At 40.2% G+C, this 15,234-nt stretch carries 10 protein-coding genes; 8 read left to right on the top strand and 2 right to left on the bottom strand.

Annotated elements, in window-relative coordinates:
* Window position 1: 1 nt before the first annotated feature.
* From AAOP42_RS10050 to AAOP42_RS10015, 8 genes are all read left to right on the top strand, one after another.
* Window positions 2–1,876 carry a RagB/SusD family nutrient uptake outer membrane protein gene (locus AAOP42_RS10050; RefSeq protein ID WP_349528371.1) on the top strand — a complete coding sequence of 625 codons (1,875 nt, stop codon included), beginning with the start codon at window positions 2–4 and terminating at the stop codon, window positions 1,874–1,876.
* Between the two features lie 18 nt (window positions 1,877–1,894).
* Window positions 1,895–2,338, top strand: coding sequence for a DUF5018-related domain-containing protein (locus tag AAOP42_RS10045; protein ID WP_349528370.1), 444 nt, complete (start codon window positions 1,895–1,897; stop codon window positions 2,336–2,338).
* 123 nt (window positions 2,339–2,461) lie between these two features.
* Window positions 2,462–4,831 carry an alpha-L-fucosidase gene (locus AAOP42_RS10040; RefSeq protein ID WP_349528369.1) on the top strand — a complete coding sequence of 790 codons (2,370 nt, stop codon included), beginning with the start codon at window positions 2,462–2,464 and terminating at the stop codon, window positions 4,829–4,831.
* Window positions 4,832–4,838: 7 nt separating this feature from the next.
* Complete coding sequence (locus AAOP42_RS10035) at window positions 4,839–6,650, top strand: arylsulfatase (RefSeq protein ID WP_349528368.1); 1,812 nt, start codon at window positions 4,839–4,841, stop codon at window positions 6,648–6,650.
* A 23-nt stretch (window positions 6,651–6,673) separates the two neighbouring features.
* Window positions 6,674–8,350, top strand: a complete 1,677-nt coding sequence (locus tag AAOP42_RS10030) for an alpha-L-fucosidase (protein WP_349528367.1) — start codon at window positions 6,674–6,676, stop codon at window positions 8,348–8,350.
* 61 nt (window positions 8,351–8,411) lie between these two features.
* The gene (locus AAOP42_RS10025) at window positions 8,412–9,968 is read left to right on the top strand and encodes a sulfatase (RefSeq protein ID WP_349528366.1); all 1,557 of its coding nucleotides are present in this window, start codon (window positions 8,412–8,414) and stop codon (window positions 9,966–9,968) included.
* A 135-nt stretch (window positions 9,969–10,103) separates the two neighbouring features.
* Window positions 10,104–11,549 carry a sulfatase family protein gene (locus AAOP42_RS10020; RefSeq protein ID WP_349528365.1) on the top strand — a complete coding sequence of 482 codons (1,446 nt, stop codon included), beginning with the start codon at window positions 10,104–10,106 and terminating at the stop codon, window positions 11,547–11,549.
* A 27-nt stretch (window positions 11,550–11,576) separates the two neighbouring features.
* On the top strand, window positions 11,577–12,680 hold the full coding sequence (locus tag AAOP42_RS10015) for an acyltransferase family protein (RefSeq protein ID WP_349528364.1): 1,104 nt from the start codon (window positions 11,577–11,579) through the stop codon (window positions 12,678–12,680).
* Between the two features lie 25 nt (window positions 12,681–12,705).
* Here AAOP42_RS10015 and AAOP42_RS10010 read toward each other — a convergent pair whose 3' ends face one another.
* A complete protein-coding gene (locus AAOP42_RS10010; RefSeq protein WP_349528362.1) occupies window positions 12,706–13,626 on the bottom strand; it encodes a hypothetical protein in 921 nt (306 codons plus the stop codon).
* A 1-nt stretch (window position 13,627) separates the two neighbouring features.
* Window positions 13,628–15,232, bottom strand: coding sequence for a L,D-transpeptidase family protein (locus AAOP42_RS10005; RefSeq protein ID WP_349528361.1), 1,605 nt, complete (start codon window positions 15,230–15,232; stop codon window positions 13,628–13,630).
* Window positions 15,233–15,234 lie beyond the last annotated feature (2 nt).

Here is a 15,234-nt window from a genome sequence, read left to right as displayed (position 1 = left end):
TATGAAAAGGATTTTAAATATAACAATATCAATAATAATAATGACGGTGCTTTCATCTTGTCATGATGATTTTCTTGACAAAGTGCCTCTGGATGATTTAAGTGAAGATGCTTTTTTTAATACTTCTACAGATTTAAAGACATACGTCAATGGATTTTATGATGAAGCACTTAGAAGGTATGACTATCAGGGAGGCAGACAAGGGAGTTTAAATGCTTTTTTGGATCTGGGATCAGATGTGTTAATAAACAATGCTAATATTACCAGTTCATTAAACAGGATAGGGGCGAGTGGGCAATCAAGTGTAACTTCTGATACCTGGAATACACAATATGATCGTATAAGAAGTATAAATTACTTTTTGGCCAACTACGATCGGGTAGATAGCAGGGATATTGTAGCCAATCAGTATATTGGTGAAGGTTATTTTTTCAGGGCATGGCAGTATTTTGAGCTTTTGAAGGTCTTTGGTGGGGTTCCATATATTGATCGTCCATTAAATGTAGATGATGAAGAGCTTTATGCTGTCAGGGATTCAAGGAATGAAATGGCCAAAAAAATCATCGCTGATCTGGATTCTGCTATCTTGAATTTGTCATGGAAAGGAATGTCGGCAGCTGGAGCAGGAAGGGTTAATAAAGAAACGGCAATTGTAATGAAATCCCGGGTGGCGTTGTATGAAGGAACCTGGGAAAGATACCATAGCCAATCAGGAAGTCCTTTTGCAGTAACAGGTGAAAATGGAACGGAGTTTTTACAAATGATAGCATCGGCAGTTCAGGAACTCATTGACCATCAGGGCAACAATATTTTCATGTCAGGGGGTATATTCAATGAACCTTATAACCAGCTTTTTATACAGACCAATGGAGAATCTACTGCTGGGGTATTTTTTTATAGGGTATATGATGCAACGCTATTGGATAATAGCCATAATTTTTATGATAATATTACTGATATCGGAGCTTCTATTACGGATCGATTAGTTAATGCCTACCTTGATGCCGATGGTATTCCGCAAGAGTTAAGTGCCAGACCTATGACCACTTTGAACGAGAAAGGTCAAAATCTGGATCCACGTTTTAGGCAGACAATCTGGACACCAGACAGGGGGCCAATGACGGGATTGCCTGGAAGAGCTCAACAGGGAGATCTTGATTTAAGATATCCATTGGTTAATAATACTGTTGCTAACGAGTTTACTTCCACTGGATATAGGCGATGGAAGGGGGCTGTTTTCGATGTTACCAGGTATAGGCTTGGAGAAGCTGATGATATATTGGTCAGGTATGCTGAAGGGTTGCTGGCATATGCAGAAGCCAAGGCTATTTTGGGTACTATTGACCAGTCAGACTTGGATCAAACAGTCAATGTTTTGCGTGGCAGAGTAGGAATGACTCCTATGAGTTTGAGTGCTGTCAATGGTTGGTCTGTAGCATATGACGCTGCTACTGGTTTTGACCCAACAGAAACCAATATCGTGAATGAAATTAGAAGAGAACGGACTGTGGAATTGGCCTTGGAAGGCTTCAGACTGGACGATCTGAAACGATGGGCACTTTATGATGAAGCTGCAAACGGGTACAAACCAAAAGGTGCAATACTGCAGGAATTTTTAGACTATTTTAATGACCCTGGCCAGTTGGCAGCCGATGGATGGACAGGAACAGATTTGACACTTACTCCAGGATCAAATGTGGGCATGGATACGGATGGTTTTATTAATCCTTACTTCCAATCTACACAGTTTCAGGCTGGCGGAACAGGTTTTATGATTGATGGCAATAGAGATTATTTGCAAGCAATTCCATCTGGTGAAATTGACCTGTACAATCAATCAAATGTTACCCTGAAACAAAATCCGGGGTGGTTTTAATCTAAAAATATGAATATTATGAAAAATTTATTAATTATATCAATCATGGTGATAGCCGTCTTTTTGCTGGCTTGTGACCCGAGAATTGATTTAGATAAGGGGCAATTTGGAGATCATGCCTATTTGACCAATGTGCAGGTGTTTACAATTACAGAAGAAGAACATGAATTGCAGGAATATTACACTGACGGAGTGACAACTACTGGTATTCGAAGGAATATTCTAACTACAACTACTACTATTGATAGCTTGGCAGCAACAGCTTCTATTCTGGTTCCGTCAGGTACAGATCTTACAAACGTGGGGATCATATTCAATCACCGGGCCCAAAAGATTGAACCAATTGGAAGTGCTCCCATAGCTGGTTTTTTAGATGACTTTTCCGCAGGTCCTTATCAATACAGGCTTTTTTCTGCAGATGGCACACAGCGTGATTGGACTGTCTCGTTTGATGGAGAATAAACACTTAAATAATGGTTATATAAAAAGGCCTGGCATTTGTTCAGGTTTTTTTATAGCCATATTTTTAAATTGATATTTGAAACAGAATTTATCTAAAATACAATTTGTAGAAACCATTCCATTATGAAAAACCACTTGATATTATTAATATTCTTATTGTCACAAATAACTTTTGCTCAATCCGGGGTTGACGATCTGTATCTTTTTGATAAAGTTTCTGAAATCTCGGAGGATAATATATTCAAAACAGAAGGCTATTACAATTGGGGTACGTCCATTATCAAAGGCAATGACGGTAAATATCACATGTTCTATTCCCGTTGGAAAAAGGAATACAAATTTACAGGCTGGCTGACCCACTCAGAAGTAGCTCATGCCACTTCCAAAAGTCCGGCCGGACCATGGAAATACAAAGAAACAGTCCTTGAGGGGAGGGGTGAAGGAAACTGGGATGCTATTACAGCGCACAATCCCAAAATCAAATATTTCGATGGCAAGTATTATCTCTACTATATTTCCACCAATTTGGGAGACAAGCCCCTTACCAATGATGAATTGATTGAGACGGCTCATACAGGGTATAGCCACCCTAATTGGAAGATACTCCGGCCTAACCAGCGTACAGGAGTGGCGGTTTCCAGTTCGATCAACGGTCCATGGACAAGAATGGATCAACCCCTGATCGAACCGTCAGAGCCTATTACCACACTCACAGTGAACCCGGCGGTTGATAGAGGAAAAGATGGGAAGTATTATCTAATTGTGAAAGGGGATAAACCCAATGCTACAGGATTTGTGCGCAATCAGGCTATAGCTGTTTCTGATTCTCCTACAGGGCCATTTCAAATGCAGAAAAAGCCTGTGATCGACTATATGGATACTGAAGACATGTCTATTTGGTATGATCCATCAAGAAAACTTTTTTATGGTGTTTTTCACGCACATACTTTTATAGGATTGGTAAGTTCTGCTGATGGCATCAACTGGAAAAAGGCCAATGAACATGTCTTGATGTTGAAATCTGTAATGATGAAGGATGGTACTGAACTGAAACCCGACAGGCTCGAAAGGCCATTTGTATATACTGAAAACGGCAAACCCAAAGTATTATCACTGGCAGTAAAAAAAGGAGACGAGTCATATAGCATTTTCATTCCTTTTAAAGACAATAAATTTCCTTTGCCAAATGCCCGTCAATTAGCCTGGCAAGAAGCTGAATTGGGCGTAGTATTTCATTATGACCTTCATGTCTTTGATGGAAAGAAATATGGTCAGGGAGGAAATCGGATAGACCCTATCCCAGACTATCAGATTTTCAATCCCGAAAAGCTGGATACAGACCAATGGGTAAAAGCTGCCAGAGATGCCGGAGCAAAGTTTGCCATCCTTACCGCCACACACGAAACGGGCTTTGCCTTATACCAGTCGGAAGTAAACCCCTACAGCCTGAAAGCAGTCAACTGGAAAGATGGCAAAAGTGACATAGTTGGTGACTTTGCGGCATCATGCAGGAAGTATGGCATCAAGCCAGGCATCTATTTGGGCATTCGCTGGAATTCCTTTATGGGAGTTCATGACTTTAAGGTAAATGGAGAGGGGGATTTTAGAGAAAACCGTCAAAAATGGTACAATAAGATGGTGGAAGGTATGGTGAAAGAAATCTGTACTAATTATGGAGAGTTGTTCGAAATCTGGTTCGATGGAGGTGCCGACCACCCCGACAATGGCGCACCCGATGTGTTGCCTATAGTGCGCAAATACCAGCCCAATTGCCTTTTTTACCACAATGGTCAATTGGCAGAAGCCAGATGGGGAGGTTCGGAAAGTGGTACAGTAAGTTATCCATGTTGGGCCACATTTCCTTATCCAGCGACAGGGGCTGGCAGTAGTGCTAAAGAGGATATAGCCAAAGACGGGTTTAAGTTACTAAAGCATGGGGATCCTGATGGTAAATATTGGGTGCCGGCAATGTCTGATGCTCCGCTGAGGGGCTACAATGGCAGGCACGAATGGTTTTGGGAACCCGGCGATGAGGAACATATTTTCCCTACAGAAAACCTCGTAGATATGTATTACAAGTCAGTAGGCCGCAATTCAACTTTGATTCTGGGATTAACACCAGATCCCACTGGTCTTATGCCTGAACCTGATGTAAAACGACTGAAACAATTTGGGGATGAAATCAAAAAGCGATTTTCTAATCCTATAGCTCAAACCCAAGGATCGGGCAATACAGTTGTGCTTAAGCTTGATGGAAAACAGGAAATCAACCAGCTTGTTATTTCAGAAGATATAGAAAAAGGAGAAAGGATCAGGGAATTTGTAGTGGAAGGTAAATCCGCTATGGGCTGGGAGGTGCTGGCCAAAGGACAGAGTATTGGGCATAAATTTATCGCTACATTTGATGAAATAGAAGTATCTTCAGTTAGACTGGTGGTGGTAGAAAACACATTAAAACCAATCATAAAAGAAATATCAATTTATAAAATATAATCAGGTAATGAGCAACAAAAATGTGGTCAAGTGCTGTCTTGCATTTGCAATAATAGGGTTGAGTATTTTTTCCTGTCAGGACAAAAATATAAAACCACCCAATATTATCGTTGTTATGACTGACGATCAGGGATATGGTGATATTGCAGCACATGGCAATCCCTATATTGAAACACCCAATATGGACAAGTTGCATGATGAATCCATTAAGTTGGAAAATTTCCATGTGAGTCCTACTTGCTCCCCCACTAGGGCGGAGTTGATGACAGGTAAATACCACCATAGAGTTGGGGTGTGGCATACCGTTATCGGTCGTGAAAGGATCAGAAAATCAGAGCTTACCATGGCAGATGCATTTTCACAGAATGGATATGCAACGGGAATATTTGGGAAATGGCATCTTGGTGATGGTTACCCGTTCAGGCCGTCCGATCGGGGATTTACAAAGTCGGTTATCCATAAAGCAGGTTCAGTAAGCCAGATGGCCGATTATTGGGATAATGACAGGATGAACGACACCTATTTCCACAATGATCAGCCGCAAAAGTACACCGGATTTAGTTCAGATGTGTTTTTTGAAGAAGCTATGGCTTTTATGAAATCTAGTAAGGATAAACCTTTTTTTGCCTATATCCCCACAAGTGCGCCACATGGCCCTAACAATGTATTGCAGGAATGGGCTGACAAATACCTGGAAAAAGGATTAGATGAAAATGTCGCCAACTTTTATGCCTCTATCGAACGTATTGATCAGAATTTGGGCAAGCTAAGAGCGTTTATGAAAGAAACCGGGCTAGACCAAAATACAATACTTATTTTCCTGACAGACAATGGCACCACCATGCCAACCGACCATAATAGTGCAGGAATGAGGGGGAGAAAAGGTTCTGTATATGAAGGAGGCCACCGTGTGCCATGTTTTATTTACTGGCCAAAAAAGGATATAAAACATGCCGTCGGATATCATGAGCTAACCTCTGTAACGGACTTGTTGCCAACTTTGATAGATGTGTGTCAATTGAATGTTGATGAGAATGTATCTTTTGATGGAAAGTCATTAAAGCCGCTATTGTTTGGTGAAACATCAGGATTAGAAAACAGGCGTTTGTTGGTAGAACAACAGAGAATTCCTAATCCTGTGAAGTGGAAAACAAGTGTAGTATTGGATAAAAAGTGGCGACTGGTCAATGGCAAAGAGCTGTATGACATGGAAGCGGACTTTGGGCAAAAGTATGATGTGTCTGAAAAATATCCTGAAATAGTGAGTGATTTAAGGGGAAGTTATGATGAAATATGGAAAGAAATCAGTGCCAAAGACGATGAATACCATCGCCTGATATTGGGAAGTTCCGAAGAACCGGAAGCATTGTTGAGTGCTCAGGATTGGTATTGGAGAAATAATAGTGACAATCAAAATCTGGTAGTTGGACAGGCGACAGTGCGGGATGGAAAAATATCCAATGGGATGTGGCCGGTTGAAATAGCCAGAGACGGCAAGTATATTTTCGGGTTGAGACGATGGCCTAAAGAAAGTGGACTGAGCTTAAACGAATCACCTCCAGAGGTGAAAAGTGAAAACAACGATATAGAATTAAAGAAATGGGGTACAAAACCCAGGGGGAAAGTGTTTGACATTATCAGGGCGAAATTGAAAGTTAATGAAATTGAAAAAGAGGTTGAGGTGAATATGGACATGAACCCCGAAGTAGAGGTTAGTGTAGAATTGGACAAAGGGCTTGCAGATATACAAACCTGGTTTTATACTTCAGAAGGGGATTCACTGGGTGCTTATTATGTGTATGTGAGGTTGTCCGAATGATCAATATTTCCAAACACATTGTTATGAAAAAATCTTTTATTATTGGGCTTTTAACGGGCTCTGTCCTTTATTTAAATTCTTGTAATAGTCCCCATCTTCCAAAACCTTCGGAAGAGCAATATCAATGGCAGGAGCAGGAACGGATCATGTTTCTTCATTTTTCCCCCACTACTTGGACGGAATTAGAGCAAAATGACAATTCGGTTCCATTGGAACGTATCAATCCTATCAAATTGGACACGGATCAGTGGTGTGAGGCCGCTATTGCCTGGGGAGCCAAACAAATAATTTTTGTGGCAAAACATTCCGGGGGCTTCTGTTGGTGGCAAACCCAAACTACCGACTATGGCATACGCAACACACCTTATAAAAATGGGAACGGGGATGTTTTTCAGGAACTTTCAGAATCTTGTAAAAAATATGGGCTGAACCTGGGTGTATATATCTATCCGGGCGACAGAACCTGGGGAGCAATGATTGGTAGTGGCGGAAAAACCAAAGACCCGTCAAAACAAGAAGCATATAATAAAGTGTTTCGTACTCAACTCACGGAAGTATTGACCAAATATGGTGAAATGAACGAGGTGTGGTTTGATGGTAGTTGTGTAATAGATGTCTCGGATATTATGGAAAAATATGCTAAAAACTCTGTTGTTTTTCAAGGCCCTCATGCTTCTATTCGCTGGCCAGGCACAGAATCCGGAAAATTATTTTATCCTGCCTGGAATACAGTTAAAAAGGAAGATTTAAAAACAGGGGTTTCTACCCAACTACATGGCAATCCTAATGGAGATGTTTGGGCTCCTCTTGAGACAAACACTACCCTTTATGACCATTATTGGTTTTGGTCGCCAAATAAGGCTCAAACCAGAAAATCTGTGGATAAACTGATGGAATGTTATTACCAGTCTGTCGGCTATGGTAGTGTATTTCTTTTAAATGCCTCACCAGATACGACAGGCCTCATTCCGCTTGAAGATATTAAGCGTTATGAAGAGTTTGGGGATGAAATAAAAAGAAGGTTTGGCAAGCCAATAGCCAAAGTGGAAAATAAGAAGGGTAAAGAAATATTGCTTGAATTTGAAAAGCCTGCCGTCATAAACCATGCTATAGTAATGGAAGACTATAAACATGGCGAACGTATCCGTGAATATAAAATTGAAGGTTTTACGTCTGGAAAGTGGATCACCTTAACAAATGGGATTTCTGTGGGAAGAAAAAAGATTGACTATTTTGATTCTGTGGAGATCACCGCAATAAGGCTGATGGTTACAAAAATGGCTGACGAGCCACTTGTAAGGTCTTTTTCGGCTTATTATGTGGATGATTTTACTCCTCCTAAAAAACAAAGTATGCGTGTATGGGCACGTCCCGAACGTGTGTCAACCTGGAATAGAGAAGATTTACAAAACAATAAATTGCAACTCAAAGTGCATTTGACCGGAAAAGTGAATGTTCCGGGGCAGTATGTTTTAAATTTCCAACCTGAAGAAAGGGTAGAGTTTGAAATACAAGATGCCGAATTGTTTTATAATGAGGACAAAGCACTAAAGGAATTTGTTGAAATCAAGGAGGGCAAAATATTTATAAATCAGACAGCTCAGATTACCGATAACAGCGACCTATACGTTATGGTCAGCCTTAATTGTGATAAGCCTTGCAGCGGAAAAGTTGAATTTAAGGCGGTCTTGATTCATTAATTCGTTTAAGGAAGAAAAGTATATAAGTGGTTTTTACCGATTAATTTTTACCAAAAATCTAATGAAGAATTTAATTATCTATTGTTTTTTTTCTCTTGTTTTAATCAATTGCTCTTCAAAGAAGCAGCAGGAATCAGTTGTAAAGCCAAAGCCGAATATTATTTTATTTTTAGTAGATGACATGGGCTGGCAGGATACTTCAGTTCCTTTTTGGGATAAAAAGACTCCTTTTAATGAAAGGTATCAAACGCCTAATATGGAGCGGTTAGCCAGAGAAGGGATGAAATTCACTCAGGCGTATGCCACCCCGGTTTGTTCTCCCACCAGAGTGAGTTTGATGACCGGGATGAATGCTGCCCGCCATAGGGTGACTAATTGGACTTTGCATAAAGATGCACTACAGAGAGCGGAACAAAACCATAAGGAGTTGGAGTTTCCCCGATGGAATGTCAACGGAATTTCTCCCAATGCTGGATTGGAATTGGCGGTACATGCTGATGCTTTGCCTTTACTTTTAAAGAAAACAGGTTACTTTACTATCCATGCCGGCAAGGCGCATTTTGGAGCGATTGGTACGCCTGCTGAAAATCCAGGTGCAATAGGCTTTGATGTGAATATAGCAGGCCATGCAGCTGGTGGGCCTGGGAGCTATTTGGGTAAAAATAATTTCAGTGCCAAATGGCGGGGAGGATCGGATGTATGGGACATCCCCGGTTTGGAGAAATATCATGGAAAAGATGTCTTTTTATCGGAAGCATTGACACTGGAAGCCAAAACTGCGATGGACAGTGCCGTCAATTCTGACAATCCTTTCTTCCTGTATATGTCCCACTATGCTGTACATTCACCCTTAGAGAAAGACGACAGGTTTTATCAAAAATATGCTGATATGGGATTGGACGAAAAAGAAGCTATTTATGCGGCATTGGTAGAAGGAATGGACAAGAGCCTTGGGGATATCATGAATTATTTGGAAGAAAGAAATGTAGCTGACAATACGATTATATTGTTTATGTCGGACAATGGAGGGTTGAGCGCACACGGCAGGGGAGGAAAAGCGCACACCCATAATAAACCATTGTCAAGTGGCAAAGGGTCGATACACGAGGGAGGCATTCGGGAGCCAATGATTGTAAAATGGCCTGGAATGGTAAAGCCCAACTCATCTAACGACAATTATCTGATCATCGAAGATTTCTTTCCCACTATACTGGAAATGGCCGGTACTACGAAATATGAAACAGCCCAGCATATTGATGGTAAGAGCTTCGTACCATTGCTATTTAACAATAAAGATGGGCAAACCAATGAGAGGCCTTTGTTTTGGCATTTCCCAAATCATTGGGGCCCAAAAGGGCCCGGGATTGGTGCATTTAGTGCCGTACGTTTGGGAGACTGGAAATTGATTTATTACCATTTGGATGAGAATTTTGAATTGTTTAATATTCCTAATGACATTGGTGAAACTCAAAATCTGGTTAAAGACCATCCCGAAAAAGTAAAAGAACTGTCCATGATTCTGACGAAATATTTAAGAAATGTTGATGCTCAATTTCCTGTTCATAAATTGTCAGGAAAAACTGTGGCATTTCCCGAATCTGTAGTTAAGGTCTTGTAATTACCTAATACACTGAAAGTGTAAGCTTTTTTGTGCAAAAAATTCTTAAAAATTGTCATGAAAGTAATTTTGTTAAAAAATGGCACTATTTTTTAGAGCAAACGATCTGATTTTTAAAACCTAATACCTTACTAAATGATTAAGATTTATATAAGTTATATAGCTCTGATAGCTTTAATTTTCCAGAGTTGTTCACAAGAGGAAGATAAGAGCCGTCCCAATATAGTGTGGATAATGGCTGAAAATATTGGCACAGACTTAGGTTGCTATGGTGATCCGGCAGTGAAAACACCCAATTTAGATAAGTTAGCAAATGAAGGCGTATTGTACAATCAGATGTTTACGACCGCTCCGGTATGCTCTACTTCAAGAACATCTATGATGTTGGGTGTCCACCAAATACGTTTCAATGGCCATAATCACCGGACAAAGAGAAATAAAGAGCTTCCTTCTCCTTTTATGCCCATTACCTACTATTTGAGAAAGGCAGGATATTATACGGCAGTAGGTTGTGGGTTTGCAGGCAAAACAGACGTCAATTTTAAAATACCCAAAGACAAACCTGTTGGGTTTGATGGTAAAGATTGGAAATCACGCCAGGAAGGGCAACCCTTTTTCGCTCAAATTACTTTACCTATCACGCACAGAGGCAATCACTGGTATGCTGATTCTCCGGATGAAATTACATATCCGGAGCAATATGCTCCGGGTGCACCTTATTATTTCCGATCTGAATTTACTCATCAGGTAAGTCCTGATAGTGTGGTGTTACCGCCATACGTTCCGGATCATCCTGTAGTAAGGGATGATTGGGCAAGATACCTTACGCAGATAGAAAAAATGGATGTACAGGTGGGAGACATATTACAAAGGTTGGAAGATGAAGGAATTGCTGAAAATACTGTGGTAATTTTTATTTCTGACAATGGGGCTGATCATTACCGTGGTGAATATTGGCTGTACGACAGAGGTATTCAGGTTCCTATGATAGTCCGCTGGCCAAATAAATTGAAAACAGGGAGTAAAAGTAACGACCTGATAAGTTCTGTGGATATTTCTGCTACTGTCCTTGATATAGCCGGAATTGATGTGCCGGAGCATTTGGACGGTGTTCCATTTATCGGGCAAAATGCAAAAAAACGGGAATATGCTTATGCTTCAAGGGATCGGATTGATGATCAGGTAGATAGGATCAGGTGTATAAGAAGCAATGACTTTAAATATATCCGCAATTATATGCCGGAGAAAGGCTATCAGGAAACGGGATGGATTTTGGAGCACAATCCGGCACTAAAGGCGATAAAGTCTTTGTATGAAAAAGATAGCTTGTCACCTGCTCAGGCTTTGCATATGGCTGATGTCAAGCCAGAGGAAGAATTGTACGATCTCAAAAATGACAGGTATGAACTAAACAATCTGGCTGCTTCTCCGAACTACAAAAAAACGCTTGAGAAAATGCGTCTCCTTCTTAACAATTGGATTGAAGAAACCGGAGATAAGGGGCAGTTTAGAGAAAAGAAAGAAGATGCGGCTGAAGAAAAATGGTTCAGCTACGACAAGGTTTATGGAACTGATGGATGATTCGAAAGCTATTAAAGAATAAAGTACATGGCAAATCAAGCAGGCTTGGGTGAACAAAGATTACTTTCTCTGGATTTTTACAGAGGACTGACAATGTTTTTGCTTATTGCAGAATTTTCTCACCTGTTTTCTGTTTTGGGATCACCACAATTAGAAGGGACATTTATTCATGTTCTTGCGGAGCAATTACATCATGTAAAATGGGAGGGATTGCATTTTTGGGATTTGATTCAACCATTTTTCATGTTTATAGTTGGTGTATCTATGCCTTTGTCTTTTTCCAAAAGAATGGCAAAGGGAGATTCGTATGAGCAACTTCTAAAGCATGCGATCAAGAGATCTCTTTTGCTTTTGCTGCTGGGATGGGCACTGTACTGTATTGGTCCCGGAAAAATTGTATTTAGATTTCAAAATGTGCTGGCGCAGCTCTCAGTGACGTATATGCTGGCCTTTTTGATTATTAGAAAACCAGTAGTTTTTCAGGTAGCTTTTTCGGTACTGTTGATTTTGATTAGTGAAGGATTGTACAGGTTTTTCCCTTTAGAAGGATTCAATGAAGCATTTACTCCGGGTCAAAATTTTGGAGCTTGGTTCAATATTCTCATTTCAGGTTTTGAGGATCGTGGACATTGGGCAATGTTTAATGCAATACCCACAGCTGCACATACGATTTGGGGTGTTTTGGCTGGCCAATTATTGATCAGTGATCGATCTGACAAGAAAAAATTGCAGGTGTTAATTATTTCAGGAATCATTGGACTGGTTATAGGTTATGGTTTTAGCACTTTTACCCCGATTATCAAACGTATCTCGACGAGCACGTTTGTATTTGCCAGTGGAGGTTGGGCTTTGTTGGCATTAGCACTTTGTTATTGGTTGATCGATATCAAAAAATACCTTAGAAGGGTATTGTTCTTTACGGTTGTGGGAATGAATCCATTGTTTATCTATTTGTTTGCGCATGTTGGAGGAAACAACCTTATCAGAAAAATAATACTTCCTTTCTCAAATGCCTTGTTTGGTTGGATGGGAGAATTGGGTGCAAAAGCTATGTTAGGTATGCTGGTACTTTTCTTTTTATGGTATATATGTTATTGGCTATACAGGAAAAGGATATTTATCAGGATTTAGTGGAGCATCCACTTTTAAGGCCAAACTACCACCTTGCCTTCCAGCCCCGAACATCCACATGGATGAAACCATTGTGGTGGTTGTTTTTTCTGTAAAAGCCTAAGCCTCCTTTGAATTTGTCATAAGAAGGTTTGCCAAATTCCGCTTCTACAATGTTGTAAAATAGTTGTACATCTTGTTCATCTATGGAGCCATCATCATTAAGGTCATCCATGCCACCCTGATTGTTTGGATTTATATAGATGTCAGCTGCTCCACCATAGACATGACGGCTGTATGGCACATTGTTTATCAGTTTGTTGTAGTACGGGGTGCGGTAGCCACTGATGAATCCAAAAGTTTCTACTTCATGTCCGTTTTGATTGACTTTTTCCAAAAGGTATTCTAATTTCAATAGCAATAATTCTCTTAAAATAAGGTATTTGGGAAAGCTCTCTGCCTGTTTGCAAACGAATTGACTTAGAGTGAAATGAGGAGTGAGCAACAGGTGCTGATTTTCTTCGGTCACTTCAAAAAATCCTTTTGGTTTGTTGTATATCTCATTGCCATTCAAAGGTTTTGATGGGTAATGCCCGATTCTGTAGTTGTTGAGGTATTCTCCTTTTTTGTCGGATATAGGTGTGAGTACCAGTACATTCAGTTGCATGAATTCCGAATTGAGATCCTTTATATTCACTTTATAAGCGCCGTTTTTTTCCGGGGCAATAAGTTTCCAGTTTTTAGGCTCGCTTGCAAGTACTTTCACTTCGCTACTTGTAATCAACAGACTGCTTTGACTGCCAATAGAAATTTCGCTTTTTGGCAAAACAAATATTGAAAATATCTTATAGGGGTTTACTTCTCCATTCACTTCTATAGAAAAGTTTGCTTTCCCATTTCCGTAGGCATTGACATTTGTACTCATTAACCATAGTGAGCACAATAGTATTGGGAATATTTTGTTCATGTTATAAAATTGGAGTGGGTTCGTTTAATGCAGACAGTACTGCCTGATCCCGATTATAAAGGTCTTTTCTAAAGTGCACCATTCCATCTTGCCACCAGGTTGTCAGGTATAAAATGTGTACATTAAGTGGTTTAGTCAGTATTATAGTTTGTTCTTTGCCAGTGTTCAGTGCTGTAGTCATTCTTTCAGTATTCCAACCAGGCTCATTTTGAATAAGGTAGTTTGCAAATTCCATGGGCTTGTTCAATCTGATACACCCTGAACTGAACGCCCTGTCTTGCCGATTGAACAACTCCTTGCTTGGTGTATCATGTATGTAAATATTGTATTTATTGGGAAACATGAACTTTACAATTCCCAAAGCATTGGTCGCACCTGGGTCTTGTCTGAGTGTATAAGGAAAGTTGTTTTTAGATAGGTTCGACCAATTAACAGTGAGCGGATCTACTTCTGTGGAACTACTCCCTTGTCCTTGAAACAATCGTATGTTTTTTGTCGCCAGATAGCCGGAGTTTTTTTGCAACTCCGGTAAGATGTCATTGAACAATATGGTAGGAGGCACAGTCCAATAAGGGTTCAATACGAAGTAGGTCATTTTGCTGCTGAAGACTGGGGTTTTACGGAAGGGTTTACCCACTATTACTTTTTGGTTAAATGTCATTTGATTGTTTTTATACACTTCCATACGGTAGTCGGCAATATTGACAATGACATAATGATCGCCAAGATCCTGAGATATCCATCGGTACCGTTCCATATTGATTTTGATTTGGTCAATCAAATCACCTACAGGAGTGTTAAGCGAAGCAACAGTGAGTTTTCCGAGGTTGCCATCAGACTCCAGTCCATTTCTTGTTTGATAGTTTGTAACTGCCTGTTGGATGGTTTCTGAATAGGTATATTGATCATCAGGAGTGGAAGTCAGGTCATTGGTAACGATCAGTCTTTTGATGAGCAAAGGAATCCTGATACTGTCGGTCATTCCCGGCTTAATGGTTTCTCCTGCTGGTATGCTGGCCCAGCCACCATTTTCGGCAATTTCTTTGTATCTTTTTAAAGACTCTTTCAACCCATTATATCCGATATGCCCGGGCAGAAGGTTTTGTAGTGCGTTGGCAATATTATTTTCAGACAAAGCTTTTTCCATAAATTCACGGGCATTTCCTTCTCTTCTTACCGCCTTCCATTCACTGTCAACAGTTTCGGGGTTCACTTTTCCATTGAGGAAGTGGCTGGCATACAATAGAAAGGCATCAGTCAATAGCATGTCCAATTCTGCTTTTTCTTCTGAGGTGTTGTTTCTGTTTAGAAAATACTGAATGCTTTTAAAATGATAATCTTCCTGATTCAAACCTTCTTCATCCGCTTTGTCCAAAATAGAAATAAAAGTCTTTATGTCATGGTTGTCCCATGCGGGTTTGAATAAACGTAGTTGGTAAAACTCCGGTAACAATTTTACACAATGAAGTTTTTCCTCCACCACAAACACTTCAAATCCTGAAGAAAGTGCTTCGGATCTTTTTCTGATGTTTTCATCCAGACCAACCTGTCCATTTACCACAAGAGTGAAGGTTAGTCCAAATAACAACATTACATTTTTAATCATCT

The sequence above is a fragment of the Reichenbachiella sp. MALMAid0571 genome (genome assembly GCF_040151475.1).
Taxonomy (GTDB): domain Bacteria; phylum Bacteroidota; class Bacteroidia; order Cytophagales; family Cyclobacteriaceae; genus CAXBNB01.
Note: the sequence above shows the minus strand (reverse complement) of the source record. Positions and strands in the feature narration are given on the sequence as shown.